Raw genomic sequence first — 26,549 nt, 5'->3', positions numbered from 1 at the left:
GCGCGATTATCATTGCATTCCTTTTTGACTCGTTTATTAGGAACTATACTTGAGCGATTGGCCGTTAATATGAACAAAATAACCCATGCTTTAATGAGCATCCTCTTTAGCCCTGTTTACGAGGACCAAGACATCCTCGTTTGTTATGCTAGCCAAACGGGAACCGCCGCTAATTTGGCTTCTCAATCCGGCGATATTATACGCAGGTTGGGAAGAACCGCCGACGTCAGGTCACTTTCATCATTACAACCTGCCGATTTCAAACGCTATAAACAGGTGTTATTGATTGTAAGTACTTGTGGCGAGGGCGACATCCCTGATGACGGAATACTATTTTATGAGCAACTCAAAGATTTTCCTAATCTCGATACACCTGTTGATTTATTGGCTCTTGGAGACAAAAGTTATTCCCACTATTGTCTAGCAGGAAAATTATTCCATAACGAGTTACTTCGTATGGGGTTAGTAACAGAAGAAGAACCTGTCATGGTCAATGGCAACCCGATGGAAGTGTGGCAAAACTGGCTCTCTCAACAGCTAGAATATGACATCGACATTAACCAAACCAAAGCGGTTAGCATACCTATAAAATTAGTTTTGGCAGAGAAAAGACCCTTACATACCTCAACTTACGCCGACAACGAAAATCACGCTTTTCAGCTACGTTTCGACATTCAGGGCAACGTGACACAACCTTACTTAATTAACGACCTTGTAGGCATTATGCCACCAGGAAGTGCTAAAGAGCGATTGTACTCTATCGCATCATCCCCTACCGAAAACCCTAATCAGATTTCTTTATGCGTAACAAAGCATCAATTTGTGTTAGATGGAAAACTTACAAATGGATTATGCTCAGATTACTTAACCGAACATCTACCTATAGGGCACGAACTGTCAGCAACGATTAGACCCGGAGCAGGCATGTCATTACCAGAGGATGATATACCGGCCATCTTAATTGCAACGGGAGCGGGAATCGCACCTATGATGAGCCTATTGGAGGAGAGAAGGCAGCAGCTTCATTCCGGAAAAAACTGGTTAGTATTTGGTAATAGGCACGCTGACAAGGATTTCTACTATCAACAGGAATTAATACAATACGTCGCAGAAAACGTCATCACGCAGCTTGATACCGCATTTTCTCGAGATTCTAAGCAGAAAATTTATGTACAGGATAAGTTAAATCAACACCACAAACAGTTAGCTGCTTGGTTACTAGATGATGGCGCACAAGTGTACGTTTGTGGCAGACCTGAACTAAAAACAGAAATTTCAACGGTGATCAAACACGCACTCGCTACGCGATACGTCGACAAGGAAGAAGTAGATAATTACTTAAAGGCGATGCAGGAAGATGGCCAAATTACATTCGAGTTGTTTTAAGGGCATTGGTAGGTCGAATAACTAGATCGCATAGTTAAAACTTAACGCAAGCTTACCTATAAAGGCTTGCTTGCGTTAGATTCAAATAATGAAACTCATCACAATAGAATATAGCGTCTGGCAACCGTATCATTTTCAGACTTAAGAATTTAACTGTATGCCAGCTTGATGTCTGTTCATGAAACGATGCCATTTCTAAACAACTCCGCGATTAAACTCCCTCTATTCGTCGCACCTAATATTCGTCTCATTGATTCAATATGGTATTCAATGCCTGAGCCACTGATATGTAAAGCCTCTGACATCTGTTTTGTAGAAAAACCTTCCACCATCAAACTGGCTATTTGGATGGCGTTTTCACAGAATGAACCTCTCACTTTATACAGATTAAAATCTTTCCCTTCAAAGGTTAACCATAATTTATATATCTTGCTTGCAATACCAATGAGTGGTTCTTGATTACACTTCAAAAACAGTTGAGGGTTTTGGTTTTGCTCGTTCTTAATTCTAAAACACAGGATGACTTTCCAACGCTGTTCAATATTGTCACAAATGGGCACCAATATAGTAAATGTACTTTGTTCTTTCGTTTCCAAGCCGTAAGGTGATATCTCAAGCGACCTTACATGTGCCGAATCCCTGAGTGGCACATTATAAATAATCGGATTCTCACTCATTAATATTCGCTCGACATTATGGTCATTTTTGCTAAGGAAACCGGGCGGTGAGCACCAAGTACGATTTGAAGACGTATTATTGCTCGAGTGCATTAGAGTCATGTATTTGTACTCTTTCCCTTTCAACCCATCCCCTCTTCGTTCATTGCGTTTTAAGCCTCCCCATATATCAAAGTTGACCAGTGTCTCCTGTTCAAAGAGTTGTTCGGAAATATTGTCTAGCCTATGATTAAATAGGGGAAGGTTCATGCTCGCAGTACTCCTGAGCCTTTTGTTTCGCTTGCTGTTTTTTTATATCATCAAGAGTACCCAATACGTCCTCTATCAAATCATCTAGATTTGGCATTCCATAGTGTCGGCAATAACAATATAAGCTATATGCTCGAACAACATCTTTGTCTATTCCAAAACCATGTTCTAACATAGACCCCATTATAAAATGGGCTTGTAGAACCTTTTGCTCCATTGCTAATACTATGTATTTTCGAGCGCTTACATAGTCGGTTGCCGTATCTTGCCCTTGATAATAGAGTTGCCCCAAACGATATTGCGCGAATCTATCTCCTTTGTTGGCGGCACACTTAAGAAGTAAGATTGCTTTTACAACGTCTTTATCGACTCCTTTCCCTCGCAGATAAAGGTCGGCTAGATTTGTTTGTGCCTCTGTTATTTCTTTGTCTGCGAGGTGATTTAGAATGTCAAAAGCCTTATCAAATTGATCACTTTGAAAATAAAGCGTCGCCATCGCAAATTGAGCGGGAATAAAGTCGCAATCCGAGGCTTTCTTAAACCAATCAAATGCGATAGATTGGCTTTGAGCAACATGTTCACCTAGAGAGTACATCACGCCCATTTGATACTGCGCTTCAACTAACCCTAAATCAGCGGATTTAGTTAAGTATTTTATTGCCAATTCTGCATTATCATTGTGTTCCATTTCCTTGAGAAGATTCGCTGCCTGTAGATAGTAGTTCTGGGCGTCGGAAAGCTCTTCGCATGGTTTTTCATGAGTCATGTTAGGTAACCTTTTTACTGTAATATTTGGCCTTCCTGGCCTATCGAAATATCCCTATTTGTCTAACGTTTATACAATTATTTATAAGAAGCTTTTTCATTTGGTGCTATCTGGGTTCTCCAAGTAACAGCAAAAATCACTATGGAAATAAAACCAAACATAACCAAACCCATTGCACCTGACTGAGGTTCTCTCTCTACAAAAGAAGCCCACGACCAAGCAATACAGAACCACATACCGATGGCTGAAGCGAGGATGCCGAGCTTTGCTATCCAATTTAGTTTATATAAACGATCAAGTTTCCTGTACCCGATAAATGCTGTTACGGTGAACATACCCAGCAGATACCACATTAATGCCATCATAATTTTATGCTCCTATTAAACTTCAATGTCTTTGCCTGTTTTCCAAAAATCAATAACGGCCTGTTCATCAAATACATTTCCGTATCCAAATAACTCATCCATCACTTTCATGAAGGTATGAATGGGTCCGCCCGTATAAGCATTAGAAGCATCAATCAATCTATGGTGCCAAAAATCTGGTTTATTCCATGGGCAAGCCGTCATACAAATCGCACAATCAGTGCCACTATCTACCCAATATTTGTAGCATTTTTTGGCGTCATTATAGAATTTTTTAACGCCTCTCTGATGGTGCCAGGAGTACTCTGGGTTTTCGCCATTTTCATAGGTTGGTCCCCACCCCGGTTTGTCATCTAAACTGATCGCTTTTGAGGGACACTTTTCTGCACATAACTTGCATTTCTCACAGAACTCCATAATCCCAAAAGACTTAGGTTTATCATATGCTTCGTCAGGTAATTCTAGATCGGTATAGACTTTCGCAATTCGAACACGAGGGCCAAATCGTGGGGCCATCATGTGACCATTACGAGCCCCTTCACCTAAACCCGCCTCTATGGCATAAGAAACACTATTTCCCAAATCGTTACCCGCGCCAACAGCCTGATAACCTAACCCTCGAATAAATGTCGCTAAACTCCCGGCTACTGTCGCCATCTGAGAGTATCCCATACCAACGGCGGCTCCGGACACGTAAGAAGGTGCTGTAGCGATTGCTTGGTAATCTTCCTCAATCAAAACGACTATTACGGTTTTTGCCACAAACGGAAACTCATCCCAAGAAACCTCTCGCCCTTCTTTCGAATCATAAAGCGGGTCCCAATTCCACACCTTATGGTTGCGAGTAATTCCGCACCGTGTTGCCCCTAATAGTCTGGCTGCTGACTTAATGCTCTGGCTTGCATCTTCGGCACTTTCGAACTGCCATTGTTGATCCATGAGACCATGTTGTTCCCAACCGTAAACGCCAGATTTGATCTGCAACGAAGATGAACCCGGCGCCAATACATCATCCATCGCCCAACCTGACATCATTAAGGCCAGATCTAGCTGTCGCATTCCAGGTTTTGAGTTATCCAGCCCAACGAAGGGATTAAAGCCATGCTGTTGGAAATTCCAGCCATTTTCGAAATTCTGATTTCTTTCCGGAAATTTGTCCGCCAACAAAGGAGATTTAATAAACGTCCAAATCGAGTTTTCTTGCGGCATGGGTTTCAATACATCAGGATCAATGGGAACAGGGAAATCGCTATGACTTACACCTTCTATTTTGTTTGCCGCGTGGGCAGAGGAAACACCTACCCCCGCAATAGCAGCCGCTCCCAATCCCAATTTAAAAAAATTGCGACGTGAATTGTCTTCAACTTCATTTTCGTTTTCTTTCTGGTTTTCATTTGACATAATAAAATCTCATTTATGTACGATGTCTAAAAAGCATGTAATATACGAAAGATTTATAGCCTATGTTTATTTGATAATGAAATCAGCAACTGCGGGCTTTTCCGACATAAAAAATTAGAATGAGAATTCTTTCCAATAAGGATCGATTTAGGTGAAGGACTTTAATTACAATCAACTCGTTTCCTTTGTACAAGTCGCCCAAGATCTAAATATCTCTACGGCGGCGAAACATTTAAATAAAAACCGTGCAACAATTACAGAACATATTGAATCTTTTGAGTTTGAACTAGGTCACAAATTATTTAATAGAAGTTCTAGGCAAATAGAACTCACTCCATTAGGGAATAGAATTCTCAAGCCTTCCATTCTATTGACAGCACAAATTTTTACATGGCAAAACACAATAAAAACAGTCTGCCCAGATGCCTCAAAAGTCACATTGCGAATGGCTTACGATGCCGTTGTACCAAAAGAAATGATTAAAAATTTGATTCGATATGCACACTCAAAAAAAATGGAGATCGAGTTTATAAAAATTGGTTCTAACGTGTCACTAGAACTTCTCGAAAAAAACATTGTCGATCTTATAATAGCGCCGTCAGATGATAATGAAGAGAAACTAAGCACGAACGAATGGCGCATTCTTGGGTTTATGCCTTATCGATTTTATGCCCACAAAGATTTTTTTGATTCACAATATGTAATGTTAAGCGAGCTCGTCCACCATACTCAAATATTGCCACAAGCTTATCTAAATAAAACGAAAGATCAGAAATTTATATTCACCCCAAATAATAAAGTTATTAATGATTTAGAGTTATTGGAATGTGCATTATCTGAAAAAATGGGGTGGGCATTTTTACCTACGCATATAGGTGCAGAAAAGTGGAAAAATATCGTTGAGTTTGAATCAAATTTAGGTCGAGAAGGTTTTGTCACCCCAATTATTGCACGATGGCGTGCTGGAGAGGAGGTGTTAATAACGCCGATACTAGATTATTTTGAAGAAAATAATTCATTTCAATGCACGCTATGTAAATAGTTAATATTGCTTCAATGTTGGTGTGTTATTTATAGAAACACATCAACATTGAAGTTTAACGATACATACAATAAATACCTTGACCTTGTCACATCTATATACAATATAAACATAAGCTTAAATAGTCAATAATTTGAAGTACTCTTATCAACCTATATCAATAAATATCATAACGATGTATTCGTTCATATAGTCTACATGACGTTCACTATTCAAACTTATCGGCACCGTTTATTTTATCGTTCAACTGGACAAAACTCGAAACCATCAGGAAGAACCATTATACAATCCATTCCACCTGAATGTGCCGCTTTTTTACCCAATGCCGTATCTTCAAACACCACGCATGAGGTTGGTGCAACACCCATACTTTCTGCGGCCTTAATAAATGTGTCTGGGCATGGTTTAAAATTCGTCACATCCGATGCAGTCACTATTGCATCAAAATATGGCAACAGATCTCTTTCTTCCAAGAGCCTCATCGCATTTGCTCTTTGACTACCAGTACCAAGCCCAAGTTTCTTGTTGCCATAAGCCTTTTTGAGGACATCAAAGGTATGCTTTATAACGTCACCTTGCTCTGCCATTTGCGAAAAAGTGATCATTTTGAAGTCAGACACCGCTGCAAAATCCAGTTCTATACCATATTTTAGGCTAACTTCTTCTGCTATTACTGGACTCGGTTTACCACCCAGTCCGTGGATCCAGTCTCTGTCATACGTAAAATTGAACTGCTTTGCTGTCGTTTCCCACGCATCAAGGTGTGCGGGCATGGTATCTATAAGCGTACCATCCATATCAAATATCACACCTTCATATTTGGAAAGATCAATATTCATTCTATTTTTCCTGTAAAATTAATCGAGACACCATAACTCTACCATATATACAACAACAGATAATCTACTAATTTTACGGACAAATAATGTTAAAAATATCAAACAGTGTTGAAATTTCCGACTGGGAAATTCAACTTACCGCAATACGATCGCAAGGGGCTGGAGGACAAAATGTTAACAAAGTTGCAAGTGCTATACACCTGCGATTCGATGTAACACACTCTACGCTACCGGATTTCTATAAACAGCGTTTATTGAACATGAACGATAGCCGAATAACCAAAGATGGCGTGATAATCATCAAAGCTCAACAGTTTAGAACACAGGAAAAAAATAGAGAGGATGCACTTAAAAGGCTTCAAGAATTAATTGTTTCCGTGTCCTACGTTGAAAAAGCCCGCAGAGTGACACGCCCTACACGTTCTTCTAAACGAAAACGCGTAGACACTAAAGTACTGAAAGGAAAAACAAAAGCACTTAGAGGAAAACCAAATGCTCATGATTAAATTAGTTTTTAAGTTTAAGCCACTGTTGCCGTTGTTGTGGGCTTTTAAAGGTCCACGCAACAATACGACTCACTTTTTGACCTTGGCTCATTTCTAATATCTGAACTTCACACGCATTTACCTTTTCCAAATTCTTTTTCATCCACCTTACATTGTCCTTCTTCGAGATGAGTGTAGAAAACCAAAGCACCTGGTCAGCAAAACGTTTACTCTCTAGTACCATGTTTTTTACAAACTCTGCTTCACCCCCCTGACACCACAACTCCGCTTTTTGTCCACCAAAGTTGAGCAAAGGTTGGCTCCCCTTATTCAGTTGTTGCAAAGATTGACCTCGTTTTATTCGATTTGATACAAGGTTTTTGATTTTGCGTTCGCTGCCTTGTTGCGCTTCCGATAATGATTTATGAAATGGTGGATTACAGGTTGTTATATCGTAATATTCACCCGGTTGGATGATATTCTGAAAAAAATTCTGACTGTTAATCTGAAGCCTACAATCGACCTTATCTTTCAAAATTAAATTGTTCGATACGATTTTTTCGACCGACGCTATCGAAATCGGGTCAACATCACAGGCTACGACATGCCAATCATACTCACTAACACCAATAATTGGGTAGATACAATTAGCCCCAACGCCAATATCTAACGCGTTAACGAGATGATGCTTTAAACCTTTGCTTTCACTTGATAACAGTGTTGCAACTCGATGGATATAATCTGCACGGCCCGGTATTGGCGGACAAAGATACCCTTTAGGGATATCCCACTGCTCAATATTGTAATAGCAACAAAGAAGTGCACGATTGAGAAGCTTTACTGCTTCTGGGTCGGAAAAATCAATGCTGTCTTCACCTTTCGGATTCCTTGTAAGAACCTTTTTAAGCCGTGGCAGAGATTCAACAAGTTTCTTAAAATCATAACGCCCTTGATGCTTGTTCCTGCAATGGAGTCCTATCGGTCCATTAACGGTTTTAATCAGAGTACTAGAGTTTACATCGACCTCTTTTTTAATCTGTACCGATTTGTTTGCTTTGTTCATATTGAGACTGCTAAGTGTAAATTCAACGTGGAGAATAATGAGCAACGCTGTCTTTTGTCAACATAATCGCCTTTATCCAACACATTTATAATGGCTTATTTATCGTACGTTTGAGGATTTAATCAATTTGTCTTTCCCGAATTGCATTTACAGCACTGTCAAAGGTTGCGAAATAGTAATACACACCGACTAAGTCCAACACACCGGCTTTCTTGAGCTTTTTCTCTACACGGGTGTTCGCACCACACACCATCACGCGTATTCCACGGTTTTGTAATTCTCTGATCACTTTATCAAGAGCCTCAATACCTGTGATATCGATGAATGGAACCCACTTCAAACGAATAACAAGGTATTCGGGTGTTGTTAACGTTTCCGCTAGTGTTCTATCCAAACTATCCACTGCGCCGAAAAAAAAGGGACCATCTACGTTATAGACAACCGTATCTTTGGGCAGGGGCAACTCCCCTGCCAAGACTTGTTCATCATTCAATTGGTCTGACGACTGCAATGATACTTCCACACTTGAAGCCATGCGATGTAGAAAATGTAATGTTGCTAAAATCACGCCAATATTAACGGCAACGACCAAGTCTGCAAAAATTGTCAACGTAAAAGTGATAATCAAGACCGCAACATCGGCGTGAGGCGCGGTTCGCATCATTTTGACAAAGTGTTTGGCTTCGCTCATATTCCACGCGACAACAAAGAGAATAGCAGCAAGAGTAGCTAGCGGTATATTGTCAGCTAGGGGAGCCAACACAAGGAGTACAACGCACAACGTAATAGCATGAACGATACCCGCTAACGGGCTATTACCACCATTACGAATGTTTGTAGCTGTACGGGCAATCGCACCCGTCGCAGCGAAACCACCAAATAATGGTGCAACAATATTTGCGATGCCTTGACCAACGAGTTCTTGATTGGAGTTGTGCTTAGTCCCTACCATACCGTCGGCGACGACAGCAGATAATAGTGACTCTATGGCGCCTAGCATAGCGATTGCAAACGCTGGCCCAATAAGTGTTATTACCTGACTCCACTCAAAGGATAGAGGTTCGAATGTAGGCAAGCCTAATGGAATGCCACCAAACGCACTCCCTATCGTTTTAATACCTTCGAATTGAAACATAGCCTGCAATGACGTCATCAATACAAGCGCTATCAGAGGGCCTGGTATTTTCTTAGTCCATCGCAATTTCGGGCATATAAGAAGAATGAATAGAGAAACAATGCCAAACATTGTAGTACTTGGATGAAACTGGGGTAACAATTCGATCAAATGGGCAAATTTTTGATGAAAATGTTCTCCGGTAACGACTGGTAGACCAAAAAAGTCACGCCACTGGCCTATCCATATGATGACACCAATACCAGCAGTAAATCCGACAATGACGGGGGCTGGTATAAACTTGATAATCGAACCCATCTTCGTTAAGCCAAATATAAATAGTATGATACCGGCCATGAATGTCGCTATTTGTAGCCCTATAACGCCATGTTCGCCAGTAATGCCCGACAATATTACGATGAAAGCCCCAGTAGGGCCTGCTATTTGTAGCCTGCTGCCACCAAATATTGATACACAGAATCCTGCAACAATTGCCGTGTAAATTCCCTGCTCGGGCTTAGCACCTGAAGCAATCGCAAATGCCATTGCCAACGGTAACGCGACAACCCCAACGATGACACCTGATAACACGTTATTTAACCAATACTTTTGTTTCAGCAGTCCCGCTGTATATGCTTCTTTTAACGCTATCATTATTTAACCTTAATACTGCAAGTTCCCTCTACTTTAAGAGGGCTTGATCTAATAGCGGTGACTATAACAGCAAGTAATCTATAAAATCTTGATCATAACCAACTAATTATATGTATTTATGAATGCAATAAGTTGCTTATTGGTACCTCATTGCCTTGCTTTTTTTACCAGTCTAATTGACCGTTCTATTATTGAGATCAGCGAATCTCTTTGTTTTTGATACGTTTCAATTGGATAGTCATTGGATTCAACCTCGAGACAAGTAGCATGAAGTGTATACATTCCCATAGAACCCGCAGAGCCCTTTAGTTTGTGCGCTAATTGTTTCACCAAAGCAGGATCTAGTTCCATCACGGCTTGATCTAATTGCTTGACGATATCTAGACTGCTGTTCTCAAATAGCTTTATTAATTCAAGCACTTTCTCTACACCCAAAACTTTGCAATCTTCATCTAATACATGTAAATCCACCAGCTTTTGATGCTTTTCTACTTCAAAGGAAGGTTGTGGTCGTTGAAGTATTCGCCCTTTTAGAATCGATTGCACAAGAATAAGTAATTTATTTTTATCCAAAGGCTTAGGCAAATAGTCATCAAACCCCGCTTTCAAATAGCCCTGCACTTCTTCACTAAACACATGGGCAGAAATGGCAACCATTGGAATACGTTTCTCCGCGTTGTTAAGGGTTTCGGCCTCTATCAATCGCAGATCAGCCATAAGCTCTACACCATTGCAATCGGGTAAATTGATATCTAACAAGCCAATATCAAACTGCTGCTTCTTAAACAGATCTCTTGCTTGTGCTCCATTTTCTGCAATAACCACTTGGTGGCCCTTATTGGTGAGAAAGCCCTCTGCAACGAGGCAATTAACAGGGTTGTCTTCGACTAATAAGATCTTCGCAACAAGGTTGGTTTGTTCTTTTACTACTGGTTTCGGTTTGATTGTCTCTAATGAGACTTCTAGTGGGATAGAGAAGCTAAATACACTGCCTTGATTGAGTTCTGACCCCACCTCTAGAAGACCTCCCATCGCAGTAACTATTTTTTGACTAATTGCTAAGCCCAGTCCTGTTCCACCTAATTTTGCTTTAGCATTACCAACTTGAGTAAATGCATCAAACAGTTTCGATTTATCGCCTTCCGATATACCTACCCCAGCATCGATAACACGAAAAAGAATATGTCCAAAGTGACGCGAGTCCTTACAGACGTTAACGCTCACGTCCCCTGTTGACGTGAATTTTATGGCATTACTTACAAGATTATTCAGTACCTGAGTAATTCGTGTCGCGTCGCCTAACCAATAACCACTGATTTCTTTGTCGACGTTCATAGAAAAACCGAGCTGCTTCTCTGTCGCGTTACTCTTCTGAAGTTGGTAAACGTCGGTCACGAGAGCAGAAAGGTTGAAAGGTGCTTCGCGAATTTCCAAAAAACCCGCTTCAATTTTAGAATAATCAAGCACATCGTTTAGAATGCCCAACAGGGTGTTACCACTGCGATTAATTACATCGACATATTGTTTTTGTTTGATATTTAAACGTGTCTCATCCAATAATGTTGCAGTACCGAGCACACCATTCATTGGGGTTCTGATCTCATGACTCATGGTAGAAAGAAAGGCAGTTTTAGCTCGGTTTGCTTGCTCCGCTTCGATCCTTGCTTGATTATGTTTTAATACTTCTTGGTTGAGTTTCTCGTTTGCCATTCTAAGCTGTTTCGTTCGTTCGGTAATAGTTTCCTCTAAATGTGCTTTATGCTCTTCTAATTCATTTTTGGTCACAGCATCACTGGCTGCAACGATTTGAAGCTGTTCAGCGGTATCTCTAGCAATAACGATAGCTTTACCCATTTGCGCCAGTTCATCGCTACCTTTGACATCAATATCGAACGCTAAGTCACCATTTGCTACTGAACGAATCGCATCGGAGTAGATATGCAACCTTTTGACAACAGAGAGATACACGACATTCCAGAGAATGAAACTTACCGCTACTAATCCAAGCAAAGAAAGTACAATCAACGACCATTTTGCGTAAGTTAACGTTTCACCTAACTCTTTTATCGCCAACGCTGTGTCGCTGTTTGATTCATCTACCAACAAGCTCACTGTTTTATTCAACTCTGATAACTGCGTTAGGTTTAAAACCATCAAATTTTCCGCATTTTGCCTGTTTTCATAACGCAAATCTAGATTATCAAACACCTCTTTTCTTTGCTCTAACTTACTGACTAGCACTTGCATCTGCCTAGAACGGGTAGGGTCTTCCACTGACAAAATACGACGTTTAATGATGTCGATATTATGTTCAAATTCAGCTCTAAGCTTTTGTATGCGCGAGGAGTCTGTTACGGCTCTTGCTTCTTCGATGTGAGCCAGCATCTGAAACGCCAGCAGGTGTAATTCATGTAACCGCTCAGATAAGTCTAAATCGACTTCGATCAGATTATCGAGCGCTCTGTAGACCGTTTCATTGTCTTGTCTCTCGATAAGATTATATATATTGGTTATATTAGCAACAGCTATTGTGCTGGTATTCAAAACCTGAGTTCGGGTTAAGGTTTCTAATTCAACCGCGAGTTGACGCATCTCTTCTACTTGTAAAATAATCACGTGATCTAAAAGTAATTTTTCTTCTACTACGACACCCAGTTCTACTATTGTATCTATAACATTTTGCACCTTGCTTTCTAGTCGCTCTAATATCGCCACATCAAATGGTTTATCGCCAAGAAGCTTAATTTTGTCCAATAACTTTTCTAGTTGAGAAAACAATAGTGCCCCAGCCTGTTGTCTTTCTCTTTCTGTTTGAGCGTTGGATAGCACCCCTAAAGACGACAGTATTTTGGAGCTTTGTTCTGACACTTCTCTTGCCTGAATCATCGCAGGAACCGACGAGTCAATTACTTGCTTTTCCGTTTCAGCTACAAAGGAAAAACCCGAAGCACCAATTGCTACCGCTAAAATTAACAGACTTGCCATTGAAGCAAAGGACAGCAGCAATTTTCTACCTATACTGGCTGACGCTAATAACATATTTTGAGCCTTAAAATGAATACTTCCTTACTTATACGCAATAGGATATATTTTGTTAGGTGAATATCAATAACCTATCCCACTATCTATGAAGTCGTGCTTGAGAAAATTACCTATAAAACTGATAGGCCTATTGATAGGCTTACTAACCACGTCAAGTTTTGCTATAGCGACAGAGAAAATTTGCGCTATTTATCCGCACCTAAAAGACTCCTATTGGTTATCTGTAAACTACGGAATGGTAAACGAAAGCGAACGTTTTGGCATAGACTTAAAGGTTTTTGAATCAGGTGGATACCCTAACGTTAATAAGCAACGGCAGCAGTTGATTCGTTGCCGTGAATGGGGCGCTGATGCAATAATATTAGGCACCGTCGCACCACAGGCGTACATGAACCAAATAGCACAGCTCATTGGCAATATCCCACTATTTTCTACGGTCAATAAGCTCGTTGTAGGCGAACAAGATAAACCTCAATTTAAGGGTTCTGTCGGCGTAGACTGGTATTGGATGGGATATAATTCTGGTCAGTACCTCGCGAAAAAACATCCATTGGGTTCTGGAAAGGTTAACATTGCTTGGCTTCCTGGCCCAAAAATGAGTGGCGGAACTAAACCTAGTAATAGTGGCATGTACGACGCAATTAAAGGTTCTGATGTCTCTATTATCAATACATTATGGGCAGATAACGATAAAGAACTACAACGAAACCTTGTACAACAGGTTCTTGAGCAAACAGACGTTGATTATATTGTTGGCAGCGCAGTCGCAATAGAAGCGGCGATAAGCGAGGTAAGAGCCGCCGGGAAAGAAGATGAGGTTGGGCTTGTTTCAATCTATTTTAGCCATGGTATCTACAGAGCCCTGCTGCGTAACAAAGTGCTTTTTTCTTCAACGGACAAAATGGTGCTACAGGGACGATTATCGATTAGGCAAGCACATGCCTACCTAAACGATGAACCATACAATCAAAATCAAACGCCACAAATTGAACCACTGACGGCCAGTTCATTAAAAAAAACAGTCATACAAGATTCACTTTCGCCTTCTGAATTTAGACCCATATTTTCAGTTTCCAGCAAAAATAACTGACCTTGTAACGACAAAAAACGAATGCAGTTAACAGCAACTGATGTTGTCAAAATTACTTATTTAATCGATTGTAATAATATGGAATAGCAAATGAAAACAACAACTAGAACCATTCCAGCACACAAGCACATCGCGCTTGTTGCTCATGATCATTACAAACCTGAGCTATTGCGTTGGGTGGAAGAAAACAAAGACAAACTTCAGAGCCATTTTCTATATGCTACGGGTACAACAGGCAGCATGTTAAGTAAAGAGACCGGTCTAGCGATTAAGAGTATGATTTCTGGTCCGATGGGCGGAGATCAGCAAATAGGTGCTCTGATTTCTGAAGGTAAAATCGACATGCTTATCTTTTTTTGGGATCCACTAAATTCCGTTCCGCATGATCCAGACGTGAAGGCGTTATTAAGGATTTCTAGCGTATGGAATATCCCAGTAGCAACCAATAGAGCATCCGCAAAATTCTTATTTGAATCTAGCTTGCTCGAACAAGAAGTTGTTATCGAAATACCAGATTACCAAGCTTATTTAGCCGAAAGAACTTAGCAAAAAGGGAGCGTATCGCTCCCTTTTTTATTTGCTCAATACGACGACAACCTATTTGTGACTCCAAACCGCCATTTCATTGCCGCTAGGTTCTATAAAATGAAAACGTCGCCCACCAGGGAATTCAAAGATATCTCGATTGATTACGCCACCTGCAGCCTCAATGTCGGACAGGCTTTTATTAATATTTTCGCTATAAAACACAAGCAATGCGCCCCCTTTTTCTTGCACCGATACGCCTTGGGAATAATAGAAGCCGCCCATTAGGCCATCACCTGTGAACGCCATATACTCTTCACCATAGTCTTCAAAAGTCCAATCAAACACACGACTAAAAAATGCTTTAGTTTTAGCAAAATCTGTTGCAGCATATTCAATATAGTTGATGCTGTTGTGTTTCAGTTCAACATGGTTTGACATGATACTCTCCTTATTAATTTTTCTTGATAACTGGGTAGTTCTCACTAATCAGTTCATTGACAAAAGAAGAAGCTTGAGGACCATGAGTTATCCAAAGTTTCTCTTTTGCTCGTGTCATCGCGACGTAGAATAAACGTCGCTCTTCCGCATCAGGAAAATCGTCACTCCCTTCAGAAAGAACCAGATTCAAATGCCTTTGGCGCTGAGTTGCTGGAAACTGTCCCTCATCAACGGAAAGAACAAATACGTAGTCCGCTTCTTTACCTTTACTGCCATGACAGGTCATGAACTCTAATTTTAAGTTATAAAAATTCTTTTTCCACTCATTGAATAACTCTGGCTTGTGATAGTGGTTTCGTCCCAACAATAACACGGTTTTTTCTTGGGTTACTTTTCGATGAAGTTGATCAAGGATCGATTCAATGCGTCTATTTGAGCAAATAGTGACTGATTTCTGTTTTTGTACAACATGGCTATTTAGTTCTTTATCTAGTTGATTGGGGTTTTCCTGAATAAATCGATTAGCGACCTCTGCAATCATAGAATTAAATCTGTAGGTAGTATCCAAATAGTGGACTGACGAACTTGAAAAACGCTCGGCGAATCCTGTAGTAAGATCCACATCAGCACCTGCAAACTGATAAATTGATTGCCAATCGTCTCCCACCGCAAAAAGCGTTGATTGCATCTCTCCTTTTCTATTGGTGCAGAGTGCATCAATAAGTGCGATGCGGTCTGGTGATATATCCTGATACTCGTCAACCATAATGTAACGCCAAGGAGACAAAAACTTGCCTTTCACTACGTACTCTGTCGCCCGTGTGATCATGGTATAAAAATCTATTTGATCGTTTTCTTTTAACATCTGTTGCCATGCAAGGTAACACGGCCAAACCAAAGAAAGCTCATTATTCAACCTTGGATAGTCAAGTTGATCGATCAACTTTTGCTGCAGTTGCTTCTTAGATAGGTGAGTACTGCACAGCTGATCCAGCTGGTTCACTAGCCAGTTAATGAGTTTCAAATTTTCTGATTGGCCAGATAATTCATCATCACCTTTTAGGTAAGCTATCGGCCAAACCGAAAGGTGCTTCCGCCAACGTTTCAAATTTGTGTCAGTTTGCCAATGGCTTTTTAGCCAATCGCTGCACCATTTCAGCTTGTGCTTTGGATCAGTAGAAAATGGGGACAGTTCAACAGAACGTTGCTCGACTTTAGTGATGATGCTAAGCCCAAGTTGATGAAATGTGTCCACAGTTACATCTGACGCACCGGATCCAATTTTATCTCTTAAGCGCGCTTCCATCTCTTTTACCGCATCTTTGCCAAAGGCCAACATAAGAAGTTGATTGGGCTGCGCTAGGTGACTCTGCAACAAATAGGCGATACGTGCAGTTAAGATACTTGTTTTGCCTGTCCCAGCCCCTGCAAGCACAAGGTTATTATCATTATTAAGTAGAACGGCATGTTGCTGAGACGCATTTAGAGGTGACGATTCAATCTGGGAAAATAAAACCTCCCAGTTTAACCTTTCAGTTTCAAGCCAACGTTCATTTCTATCGTCAACCAAGCGTTCTACATCCGTCAGCCAAGACACAATATCTTTCATCGCATTTGGCATTCTTTGTGTTGCCTCATCGATTGATATTCTCATCTCTCTAAGCTGAGAAAATACGTTTTCTCGCCAAACATATACATCAGAATCAGGTAAATAGGCAGGCTGTTTCTTTAATAGATTTAAACTCTCTTTCCATTTTGGAATATGATCTCTTAGATGCCTGCACTGCTCAGAGTGCCATTCCTTATAAGTATGTACCGCGTATTTAGCGAATGTCTTACATTCGTCCCAAGGTAACCCTTGCACAAGCCAAGCGGTTGACGTGTTTTCTACAGAATGTGCATGGAAAATTAGGGTTCCCCAAAGAAGGCCCCTTTCCAAAGTGACATCGCCACTCCATACAGAAAATGGGATTCTTTCCTCTGCATTGCAGGATGAAATAATTAGGTAATCATCTTCAATCAATACATGGCTGTATTCTTTTTGGACAAAAAACTGAGCATTCTCAGTCGCCTTTAATTCCATAACCTATACACTCTTAAATAAATCAAATACTTTCAAGCTGAAATAATACAACTATTTTCTCCTGAATAGCTAACCAAGATGAAAAATTGAATATTGTACCAAGAAAAATTTATTCATTTTTTCATTGATTTATTGTGCTATTCAAGCAAAATCTTATTTCCGAATGGTCCTCTATAAAGAAGCTTATTTTTGTGCCTTTTTTAATCAATGTTAAACGACTATGGGTTATTCCCGCTATTAATCATAGCGTCCTTATACTCATCACCTTACTTGGGGTGACTATCCCTTGTTGGTACTTTCAGATGCAGGAATTCGCAACACCATTGATTCTGGGTGTAATTGCGGCTGCTTTAGCTGAATCGGACGACAATTTTAAGGGGAGGATTAAGGCACAAACGTTAACCCTGCTCTGCTTCGTTATCGCAACATTTTCAATCGAATTCTTATTTAACTACCCCATATTTTTTGCTATTGGTCTTTTCTCGTCCTCTATTGGATTTATAATGATTGGCGCTATTGGACCAAGATACGCAAAAATAGCGTTTGGTTCGCTTCTCATCGCTATCTACACAATGTTAGGGGCTCACGAAAGCATTAACATCTGGCAGCAACCTTCATTACTTCTCACCGGCTCAACATGGTATTTCCTGAGCTCTACCGTTTGGTATAGCATTGCACCATTACGACCTGTACAACAAAGTTTAGCCGCCGTATTCACGCAACTTTCAAACTATTTTGATGCGAAAAAGCATCTATTCCACCCGAATATCGATCTGATCCCACAGCCATTTAGAATCCAAGAGGCAAGGCTGAATGTAAATACCGTTGATGCACTGAACAATTTTAAACAAACCATTCTTTCCCGTTCTAATCGCGGTATTGTAGACGGCCCAAGCGACCGTTTTCTCAAGATCTATTTCCTAGCCCAAGATATCCATGAAAGAATAAGCTCTAGTCACTATCGATACCAAGATTTAGCAGCGAGTTTTATTCATTCTGACATCATGTTCCGCTTTAAATATCTGATCGATATACAATCCAATTCTTGTGCGGAAATTGCATCTTGTATTAACTCCGGTACTAATTATGAGCATAGTGCGGACTCAAACCGCGCTCTAGAAGATATTCAGCGCTCAATTAAATATCTCGAATCACAACAAGAAAGACAACTCGACCCACTTCTAGAACAACTTAATTACCTTTTTAGAAACCTTTCTACCATCGAAAAGCTGTTATCAAACGTGAGTAACCCTGACGCCATCAATCGAGAAAATGACGATGTTCTCGATGACACCGATGCCCATACTTTTAGGGAGATGTGGTTGCGAGTGAAATCTAATCTCAACCCGTCATCACTGCTCTTTCGGCACGCTATTCGTTTGTCTATTGCTTTAGCTTTAGGCTACGGGATCATTCAATTGTTCGACATAGAAAGAGGCTATTGGATATTGCTTACGACACTGTTCGTATGCCAGCCAAATTATAGTGCGACAAAACAAAAATTAACGTCTCGGGTAGTCGGAACCTTGGCGGGATTATTAATTGGTGTGGTACTGCTGTCGCTGTTCCCCTCGTTACTAAGTCAATTGGTTATCATCGTTCTGTCTGGTGTCGCCTTCTTTGTGTTTAGACTCAATAATTACAGCTATGCCACTGCCTTTATAACTATCTTAGTCTTATTCTGCTTTGATCAATTAGGAGAGGGATACGCCGTGATATTGCCGAGGCTAACAGATACTATCGTTGGTTGTTTACTGGCAGTAGGTGCGGTTACTTATATTTTGCCTGATTGGCAATCTAAAAGATTACATGGCGTTATGGCTGAATCTATCTCAGCGAACAAATTCTATCTTGCGCAGATTATCGGCCAATATAGAATTGGAAAACATAACGATTTAGCGTATCGGATTGCACGACGTCACGCCCATAATCAAGCGTCATTACTTAGTTCTGCCATCACCAATATGTTAGTCGAACCGGGTAAATATCGGTCATCCGTTGATGACAGTTTCAGATTCTTGACTTTAAACCACGCTCTTTTAAGCTATATATCAGCCCTTGGCGCCCATAGACAGAGAATTTCTGACAACTCTACACACCTATTAATTCTAGAAGCCCATCGAGAAATACATGGCGTGTTAGATGCACTAAATACCCAATTGAGCAACGACTGTGAATCGCAAATAAATCAGCAAAACTATAGCGATATTGAAGGCAAACTTTCGGAGTGGCGAAAAGACGAAGAAGGGTCAGCAAGAATGGTTTTACAACAGCTTCATTTGATTTATAGAATGTTGCCAGAACTGCAATCCTTGGCCAACAACTTTGCCAATCGAAGTAAAACACAATAATGAAAATTGTATACATTATCAGCAATATTCATTTTCTACCGCATAAATCGTCTATATTATAGCCTAAGTGACAGGGTGATTTTAACATTCACCTGATTACTCCTGACATTGCTCGCACATTAATAACCATACTCCGTACTATATTACCTACGGTAGATGAAGGATTCCCTACACAAGGACCGTCAGAATGAGTCAACAATCATTACAGGTATACATTAAAATTAAGTGTATAGGAGAGATAGAATGGGCCAGAAACAATTTGAGGAATTTCAGACTCGTGTAGAGTTGCTGTCTCCCCAACAACTCAAAAAATTACAAGATGATATAGAATCTAAACTTGAAGAACGTAAAGAAGAACCTCTGGTCACAGCTGAAGAGCTTGATCTTATCTCTAGCTTATTTCGCTAAATCTATTTTTTTCGCTAATTTTACTTTATTGGTATAATTGGTCCTTCGTTATTTTATCCTATTTAAGCCTAATAATTTGTAACTATCATCAAACAGGATTATTCTTTACGTACAAGCTAAGGAGAATATGATGTCTGTGTCATCGATAAACTCTGGTTACCAACTAATTCAACGTTCCCAAGTTCTTTCCGACGAAGCGGCGAGCGAAATTGCTGACTCTACAATATTAGGTGACCTCGAATTTAACAAAATCGATGATAAAAAGATGGAAGTTTTTAAAGAAAGAACCTCACCAACTACCGAAGATTCTCTCGTTAAACTTCAACAAGCTAAAACCTATAATCAAGCTGGTGCAAGCTTAATTCAACGTTCAAATGATATAATTGGTACAATTTTAGATACTCACGTATAACACTCAAGCTCTTGTTCATCTTCCTTCTACACTGACTCAACCTCCATTATTTGAAAAATTTCCTACAAAACTTCATCGAATACCGCTAATCTATTGGACGCAGGAAGTACACACAGTTCAAGGGACACATGAGCACGAAAAACCATAGCACGAACGAAATCAAACACTACGTAGAGTTTGGAATGCGCCTATCGGTGACTATCAAATTCGGTCCTAACGATGAGTACAACCTTCAATGCAATTTAGTTGGTGTTAAAGACAATCAATTCATGTTACTCGATATGAGCCAAAAAGCGGTGGAAGACCTCATTACCCGTAAAACAAGTAATGTCTCCGTTGTCGTTAGGGGAATTACGGACACTGAGTTGGGTCATATCATTGCATTTAAAACTAAGATTATCACCATCATATCTCGCCCTACATGGCTAATTTTCATCCGTATTCCCTACAATTTTGAATCGAAACCGATCCGAGAAGACAAACGCTTTAAACTCAATATACCGGTTGTAGTTTCACACCATGACACTCAGGTAAATGGCACACTACGAGATCTTTCAGCGTCTGGTTGTGGCATCTATTTAAATAAAACGTTGGAACTCACCAAAGAGTCCATTGTGACCATCATCCCTAAACTCACCCATTTTCCTAAAGACATCCCACAATGCCATATCGTTAATATTCGGCGCCATGCCGGCGGGTTATTGATCGGAATTAGATTTGAGAAAACTATCGATATTAAAAACGACCTTAAATACGAAATTCTAGAATTGTCGTTTGATCACTAAGATCTTTTACTTTGCTACTTATCAACAAAATTTGCTTTGAATAGTAAAAGCGCCTCACGTAAAGGGCCCTCTTTTATCGGTTTTACTAATACATAATTAGCACCAGCCTGCAAAAACGCCTGCTTGGTTTCTTCAAAACCGTCCGCTGTACATGCAATTATTGGAATCAAAAGACCCATTTCATCTCGAATCAATTGTGTCGTTTCAATCCCATCCATATTTGGCATTTGGTTATCCATCATAATGAGATCAAACGTTTTCTTTTTTAGTTGAGCTAACGCGGTAACACCATCTTCAGCCCAGTCGACAACAAACCCGTATTTCTCGCAGAACGCTTTCGCAATAAAGGCATTGGTCTTATTGTCTTCTACCAAAAGCATGGATAATTTTCTGTCAAATAGCTCGATAGGCCTATTCTTTCTAAATGTTGTATCCAAGCCTTGCCATTCATTTTGTTCTTCAATAGGAATTCGCAATAGCAGCGTTGTCCCAATGTGCTCTTTACTCGTAATACTGACTTCACCTTCAAGCATATCAACAAGCAGTTTCACTATAGAGAGACCTAAACCACTGCCTCCATATTCTCTTATCGACGTTCTTTCTGATTGAGTGAATGGGTCAAAGATAGTGTCTAGATTTTGGTCAGAAATGCCTATACCTGTATCACTAACCTCAATGCTTAATTGTGTTTTACCTTGCTGATTTAATAACATCGAAAATATGACATCAATCTGCCCTGAATGGGTAAATTTTAGTGCGTTACTCAATAGATTAAACAATATCTGAGTAAGACGAACTTGGTCTGACAATATCATTGTCTCACGTGGAACTTGGTTGCTCACATTGAGTCTGATATTCTTATCATCACATAGCGGCGAATATATATTCTCTATCGTGTTAACCAAGCTTGCTAAAACGAAGCTGTTTTTTTCTATATTAAGTTTGCCTTGTTCAATCCTTGAGAAGTCTAATATGTCATTTAGCACCGCCAGGAGATGCTCTCCACTCTGACATAACACGTCAATTTTCTCTGCTTGATCTTGCCTGTGCGTACTCTTTTTCAGCAACTGAGATATGCCTAATATGCCGTTTAGTGGCGTTCTGATCTCATGACTTATTCGTGCCATAAATTCAGCTCTCGCTGTTGCTGTTTTTTCTGCTTCTACGCGAGCCAGGTTACTTTGCCTTTCCGCTTCAACGAGAGAAGTAATATCCAATCCCTGTCCGATAATAGTGTGTATTTCATCGTCTAAAGAAATCGGTGATAGGTTCCAAAGATAAACTGTTTTACTAATCGGGATTTTTATACCGGTTAAGACTGCCCCTGTAGCAACCATTTTTATATGAGCGACAATTCTCATTTGGAACGCTTGATAGTCGCCTTCATTATGCACATCATCCAGCCTAAACGCCTTTTCTGCTGCTGGGTTCATCCTAATAATTTTTCCATCGCCATTCCAAACCACTATCGGAGATAATGCGAAGTTAAACAGATCTTGAAATAACTTTTCTTTTTCTAATAGTTCCGAAAAAGTATGTTCTAAAGTATGACCAATGTGGTCAAATTCAGACACGATCGAGCCTTCAAATTTGGACACCTTCCGCTCATCTCGGGCAATTTTCGCGTATGTCATTAGAGAGGTAAGTTCACTTGTAATTCGTTTATGAATGAGAAATCTTGCCAAAAAGGCCGATATAACAATCGAGAGAAATGAGAAAATAAGGCTGATCTTGAAGTTGTCTTCTAATGATAAAAAATTCTGATTATCTTGCAACGAATAGACACTAATTGGGCTAACAACACCATCTACTTTTACGTCAATACTATTTGCCATTAACGTACTATTATAAACTGGGGAAGGCCTTTTAGATTCTTGGATCCGAATTAAAAGATCCCGACCTAATTTAACCGTTGAAGCAACCGGTTTGCCATTCACCATTAAAACAACCTCCGTCGTATTACTGGTGTTTTTTAGGTTTTCAACCAGTGCGAAGTTATTGTTAAGAACCATAACGATAAATAATTTGCCTAATACCTCCCCTCGATTGCTTTCAACGACTGGCATCCGCCTTATTAACAAATGTCGTTCTCCAGAATTAGTTGATAGCGCGATGAAATGCCAACTATCACTATAAGCAACATCGAGTACGAGTCTATCTAAGTGGCGTTGCTCTATCCCAAAAAATGACGAATTTCCGTCATCCCAGAAAAGGGATTGCGATTTTGAAATAAATCGAAAATCTGGTGAGTTTTTTAAATTCGCTTGATCGATAGAGAGAAAGTAGTCGTCAATCTTGGATATCTCTTCAGATTCAACAAAACTGGACAACGTGACGCTGTTTGTCTGGCTATTTTGATTGGATTGCATCGTACCCAACCGATAATCGATTAGGTTTTGTAACAACGACGCTGTTTGAATGATATTACGTTCTATTTCTTGGGTTACTGCTGTGGAGCTGAATTGGTAACTGAAACCTAAAAGAAGAGCAATGAGCAATGTAAACACAACAAAAATGAGACGAACGGTCAGATTAACCATCGACCGTGGTTTAGATTCTCTTTTAATACGCATCATTTATCGGAATACCTAAAAGCTCGTTTTTTTAAACGTTCGATTTTTTCCGCACTGTCTTCTTTTGTAATAAGTTCGAAGCTCCCCGAATACACGATAGGTACCTCTCGACCTTCTATATCCCACTTTATGGCTTCAGCCATTGCAACGCCTGTATCATCGTTCATTCGCATAACAGTGACGTCTAAATCACCATTAGCGATAGCATCGAGTTCAGCGGACCCACCACCCCAGCCATTAATCTTAATTTGAGTATTTCCTGACTCTTTTATCGCGTTGATGGCACCTAACGCTACGTCGGTAGAGCAGGCATAAAGAAAATCTATTTCTGATGACTGACTTAGCGCCGATTTAGCGGCGATGTAGCCCGTTTCTTTCGTTGCTTTTGTATAATATGAAGAAGCGAGTTTGTATCTTCTATCATTTGCCATAGCATCAATAAAAGTGTCACCTCTAGCGTCACTAATATAACCTTGAGAGTAATACAGCATCGAATACTCTGCTCCTTGGGGTAATGCCTTTTTAAAATAATCGGCGAGCATTAAGCTGCCCACAAGGTGGTCAAAACCTACATATAGAAACGGTTGCTTTTTATCCCAGGTTTTCACGGGCGTGGTAATATTTTGCAAGATGAGTTTGGTATCAGAGTTATACAAAACGTGTTCAATAAATTTTTTATGTCTACCCGTTTCTAAAGTAAAGATCAGGTAGTCTGTATTTTTCTTAAGGGCGTTGTTAAGAAATGAGTTTCGTTGCTTTACGTCTGCGTTAGGTCGAGTGAATATTTGTTCAAGAGAATATGTGATATTAAGTTCGATTAACCGCTGTTCAAACGCGAGGATATTTCTACGCCAATAGTCCGATTCCTGTTCCCCAGGGTATACCACCGAGATATGAATAGGATCTTTCTGCACAACTTGCAAAAGTACAGGAATATTGTCTATCGTTAGGGCTAGTTCGCTTGTCAGTTTTTGTTGTTCTGGATGGGAATTAAGAAAATCAGAATAGCTCCAATATGGGCTAAGCACTTCAACCGACAAACTGTAGGATGAATAGAGACAAGCCACCAGTGACAACCGAGCTAAATTGACCTTCATTAAACGCCCTAGATAAGAGTCTGTTTCCAAATCATAATAGAGAATAAAGGGTTATAGCAACATTTATAGGCTTATCTATTAAAAAGAAGCCATCGGCAGATACCGATAGCGTATAAAATTGTGACGATTAGATACTGATTTAGAATGTAAGCGCTAGGTTAGCAGAGGCACCAAATTCATTTTCGCCGGCATACGAACCGGCTACATCGATATTAACGACATCGAATGGTGATATTCCAACGCCCGCTGTAACCATATTATCGATCGTGTTTTCTAGGTCAATTTGATAGCCGGCTCTGAGTTGCAACCAATCCCAAGCATTTCCTTCTAAACCAAAACGGACAAATTGTGTGTCATCATCAACGTTGGCATAACGAGTCTGTGCGGTCAAATCTGCATCTAAAGCCGCGGTAAAAAACCGAGAAGAATAAGCAAAACCTAACGTGGCTTGAGGTGTAAGCTCATATTTGTAATTTAAGTTGGCGGTTTCGATTTCTTGCTTAAACAGATCTCTTATAGCAAACGCCACTCTCCACTGCTCTTTGTACCAAACCGCACCCAAATCTAAATTAAATGCGGTGTCGTTAACCTCACTTTCATCATAGTCATCTAGGTCAAAATCTTCGACATTTACAATATCTGAATAGGTTCGAAGTTCCTGGTATTTTGGCGAGATACCAAGTGAAAATTCTTGCCCACTAATCACCAGTTTTTTAGCAAACGATATTCCATATTCCGTATAGCCAAATGCGGCTAGGTTTACATTCGAGTTTTCGTATCGAGTTTGAGTATCACCACCAGATTCGGATAAAGAAGCAATATCAGTCTCTGCAATTATTTCTACATAACCTCGACCAAAAAAATTCACAGCAACGAAAGCGTTGGGTATCGCAACAGCGATACCGGCTGTAGCGGTAACCGTTAATGGCTTATTACCCGTAAGATCATCCAAGTGGCTGTTAAGTTGATTGATGTTAGATTGGTCAGGAGAAGCTTTAAATTGATCTATAGTATCTTGAAGATCATCTATTTCCTGAAGCGTGTCCTCGCTATCTCTTACTGTCATACCAACACCAGGAATTAACAATGCAAAATTGTCGGACTCTCTATACTGCGCGGTTAACGCGGGATTGTAAAAAGGGGCAACCAAATAGTCAGCGCTCGCCACGCCAGTGTTTCCCATACCATTACCACGACTATCCGCAATATGCGTAGCGGCAAGGACTGAACTAGACATTGTCGCCACACCGATAGCCAAACCAATCTTATTCATCGTTTTCATAGACATCTCAACTGTAAAATTAATTATATATAAGGCTCATATCATTGATGAGCGCTATGTATAATAACAGTAAAAATAGATTATTTCGCGATATTGGTCTAAAAATAGCGGCTAGAAAAACAAATCACACTTGTGGAAAGACATAGCCATCCTTGACCAATGTTTCTTTATCGATCTTTTTCAATTGTTTTATTTTATATTCCAATTGCATAGCAGAGACTTTATTATTTAGCTCTTGAGACCATTCTAAAACTAATGGCCCTTTACCTTTTAAGGCCTTCGCTCCCTTTCCATCCTGATGCATTTTAAATCTACGTTCCAAGTTGTTAGTAACTCCGCAATACAGGGCATTTCTGTTATTGCGGATTAGGTATACCCACCAACTTGTGTTCGATTGCTTGTTAACGAAATCAGACATA

23 protein-coding genes are annotated in these 26,549 nt (G+C 40.1%); 9 read left to right on the top strand and 14 right to left on the bottom strand.

Features of this window, described 5'->3' with window-relative positions:
* Nucleotides 1-69 precede the first annotated feature (69 nt).
* Nucleotides 70-1,386: a flavodoxin domain-containing protein gene (locus tag L3V77_RS24815; RefSeq protein WP_275137482.1), complete on the top strand. Its 1,317-nt coding sequence runs from the start codon at nt 70-72 to the stop codon at nt 1,384-1,386.
* Between the two features lie 176 nt (nt 1,387-1,562).
* Here L3V77_RS24815 and L3V77_RS24810 read toward each other — a convergent pair whose 3' ends face one another.
* From L3V77_RS24810 to L3V77_RS24795, 4 genes are all read right to left on the bottom strand, one after another.
* Entirely contained in the window at nt 1,563-2,312 is a 750-nt protein-coding gene (locus L3V77_RS24810) for a LuxR C-terminal-related transcriptional regulator (RefSeq protein ID WP_275137481.1), read from the bottom strand.
* The gene (locus L3V77_RS24805; RefSeq protein ID WP_275137480.1) at nt 2,293-3,078 is read right to left on the bottom strand and encodes a tetratricopeptide repeat protein; all 786 of its coding nucleotides are present in this window, start codon (nt 3,076-3,078) and stop codon (nt 2,293-2,295) included. Before L3V77_RS24805 ends, L3V77_RS24810 begins: the two co-directional genes overlap by 20 nt.
* 77 nt (nt 3,079-3,155) lie before the next feature.
* Nucleotides 3,156-3,443: a tetrachloroethene dehalogenase gene (locus tag L3V77_RS24800; RefSeq protein ID WP_275137479.1), complete on the bottom strand. Its 288-nt coding sequence runs from the start codon at nt 3,441-3,443 to the stop codon at nt 3,156-3,158.
* A 15-nt stretch (nt 3,444-3,458) separates the two neighbouring features.
* A complete protein-coding gene (locus tag L3V77_RS24795) occupies nt 3,459-4,844 on the bottom strand; it encodes a reductive dehalogenase (protein WP_275137478.1) in 1,386 nt (461 codons plus the stop codon).
* A gap of 151 nt (nt 4,845-4,995) precedes the next feature.
* On the opposite strand from L3V77_RS24795, the gene L3V77_RS24790 reads away from it, so the two are divergent.
* Entirely contained in the window at nt 4,996-5,886 is an 891-nt protein-coding gene (locus L3V77_RS24790; RefSeq protein WP_275137477.1) for a LysR family transcriptional regulator, read from the top strand.
* Nucleotides 5,887-6,122: 236 nt separating this feature from the next.
* Here the strand turns inward: L3V77_RS24790 and L3V77_RS24785 are convergent, their stop codons facing one another.
* A complete protein-coding gene (locus tag L3V77_RS24785) occupies nt 6,123-6,725 on the bottom strand; it encodes a beta-phosphoglucomutase family hydrolase (protein WP_275137476.1) in 603 nt (200 codons plus the stop codon).
* Nucleotides 6,726-6,811: 86 nt separating this feature from the next.
* Here L3V77_RS24785 and arfB point away from each other — a divergent pair, with 86 nt between their 5' ends.
* Nucleotides 6,812-7,231 carry an alternative ribosome rescue aminoacyl-tRNA hydrolase ArfB gene (arfB, locus tag L3V77_RS24780; RefSeq protein WP_275137475.1) on the top strand — a complete coding sequence of 140 codons (420 nt, stop codon included), beginning with the start codon at nt 6,812-6,814 and terminating at the stop codon, nt 7,229-7,231.
* A 1-nt stretch (nt 7,232) separates the two neighbouring features.
* Here arfB and rlmF read toward each other — a convergent pair whose 3' ends face one another.
* From rlmF to torS, 3 genes are all read right to left on the bottom strand, one after another.
* A complete protein-coding gene (gene rlmF, locus L3V77_RS24775) occupies nt 7,233-8,273 on the bottom strand; it encodes a 23S rRNA (adenine(1618)-N(6))-methyltransferase RlmF (RefSeq protein WP_275137474.1) in 1,041 nt (346 codons plus the stop codon).
* A 118-nt stretch (nt 8,274-8,391) separates the two neighbouring features.
* Nucleotides 8,392-10,041: a SulP family inorganic anion transporter gene (locus tag L3V77_RS24770; protein WP_275137473.1), complete on the bottom strand. Its 1,650-nt coding sequence runs from the start codon at nt 10,039-10,041 to the stop codon at nt 8,392-8,394.
* A 147-nt stretch (nt 10,042-10,188) separates the two neighbouring features.
* A complete protein-coding gene (gene torS / locus L3V77_RS24765; RefSeq protein ID WP_275137472.1) occupies nt 10,189-13,080 on the bottom strand; it encodes a TMAO reductase system sensor histidine kinase/response regulator TorS in 2,892 nt (963 codons plus the stop codon).
* Between the two features lie 88 nt (nt 13,081-13,168).
* On the opposite strand from torS, the gene torT reads away from it, so the two are divergent.
* On the top strand, nt 13,169-14,173 hold the full coding sequence (gene torT, locus L3V77_RS24760) for a TMAO reductase system periplasmic protein TorT (protein WP_275137471.1): 1,005 nt from the start codon (nt 13,169-13,171) through the stop codon (nt 14,171-14,173).
* Between the two features lie 90 nt (nt 14,174-14,263).
* Nucleotides 14,264-14,719 (top strand): methylglyoxal synthase, encoded by a 456-nt coding sequence (locus tag L3V77_RS24755; protein ID WP_195705204.1) that lies wholly within the window; start codon nt 14,264-14,266, stop codon nt 14,717-14,719.
* Nucleotides 14,720-14,770: 51 nt separating this feature from the next.
* On the opposite strand, the gene L3V77_RS24750 is transcribed toward L3V77_RS24755, so the two are convergent.
* Both L3V77_RS24750 and helD read right to left on the bottom strand, forming a co-directional pair.
* Nucleotides 14,771-15,139 (bottom strand): VOC family protein, encoded by a 369-nt coding sequence (locus tag L3V77_RS24750; protein ID WP_275137470.1) that lies wholly within the window; start codon nt 15,137-15,139, stop codon nt 14,771-14,773.
* A gap of 13 nt (nt 15,140-15,152) precedes the next feature.
* Nucleotides 15,153-17,222, bottom strand: coding sequence for a DNA helicase IV (gene helD, locus L3V77_RS24745; protein WP_275137469.1), 2,070 nt, complete (start codon nt 17,220-17,222; stop codon nt 15,153-15,155).
* A gap of 191 nt (nt 17,223-17,413) precedes the next feature.
* Between helD and yccS the strand changes: the two genes are divergently transcribed.
* The 4 genes from yccS to L3V77_RS24725 all read left to right on the top strand — a co-directional run bounded on the left by yccS (nt 17,414) and on the right by L3V77_RS24725 (nt 21,178).
* Complete coding sequence (yccS, locus tag L3V77_RS24740) at nt 17,414-19,573, top strand: YccS family putative transporter (RefSeq protein ID WP_275137468.1); 2,160 nt, start codon at nt 17,414-17,416, stop codon at nt 19,571-19,573.
* Nucleotides 19,574-19,816: 243 nt separating this feature from the next.
* On the top strand, nt 19,817-19,981 hold the full coding sequence (locus L3V77_RS24735) for a hypothetical protein (protein WP_195705208.1): 165 nt from the start codon (nt 19,817-19,819) through the stop codon (nt 19,979-19,981).
* A gap of 127 nt (nt 19,982-20,108) precedes the next feature.
* Nucleotides 20,109-20,393: a hypothetical protein gene (locus L3V77_RS24730; RefSeq protein ID WP_275137467.1), complete on the top strand. Its 285-nt coding sequence runs from the start codon at nt 20,109-20,111 to the stop codon at nt 20,391-20,393.
* Nucleotides 20,394-20,521: 128 nt separating this feature from the next.
* Entirely contained in the window at nt 20,522-21,178 is a 657-nt protein-coding gene (locus tag L3V77_RS24725; RefSeq protein ID WP_275137466.1) for a PilZ domain-containing protein, read from the top strand.
* Between the two features lie 14 nt (nt 21,179-21,192).
* On the opposite strand, the gene L3V77_RS24720 is transcribed toward L3V77_RS24725, so the two are convergent.
* From L3V77_RS24720 to L3V77_RS24705, 4 genes are all read right to left on the bottom strand, one after another.
* Nucleotides 21,193-23,754: a LuxQ periplasmic sensor domain-containing protein gene (locus L3V77_RS24720; RefSeq protein WP_275137465.1), complete on the bottom strand. Its 2,562-nt coding sequence runs from the start codon at nt 23,752-23,754 to the stop codon at nt 21,193-21,195.
* A complete protein-coding gene (locus L3V77_RS24715; protein WP_275137464.1) occupies nt 23,751-24,848 on the bottom strand; it encodes a substrate-binding domain-containing protein in 1,098 nt (365 codons plus the stop codon). The genes L3V77_RS24720 and L3V77_RS24715 overlap by 4 nt, the downstream gene beginning before the upstream one ends.
* 139 nt (nt 24,849-24,987) lie before the next feature.
* Entirely contained in the window at nt 24,988-26,136 is a 1,149-nt protein-coding gene (locus tag L3V77_RS24710) for a conjugal transfer protein TraF (protein WP_275137463.1), read from the bottom strand.
* A 118-nt stretch (nt 26,137-26,254) separates the two neighbouring features.
* Nucleotides 26,255-26,548 carry a GIY-YIG nuclease family protein gene (locus L3V77_RS24705; protein WP_275137462.1) on the bottom strand — a complete coding sequence of 98 codons (294 nt, stop codon included), beginning with the start codon at nt 26,546-26,548 and terminating at the stop codon, nt 26,255-26,257.
* Nucleotide 26,549: the final 1 nt, after the last annotated feature.

The sequence above is a fragment of the Vibrio sp. DW001 genome, from assembly GCF_029016285.1.
Taxonomy (GTDB): Bacteria; Pseudomonadota; Gammaproteobacteria; order Enterobacterales; family Vibrionaceae; genus Vibrio.
Note: the sequence above shows the minus strand (reverse complement) of the source record. Positions and strands in the feature narration are given on the sequence as shown.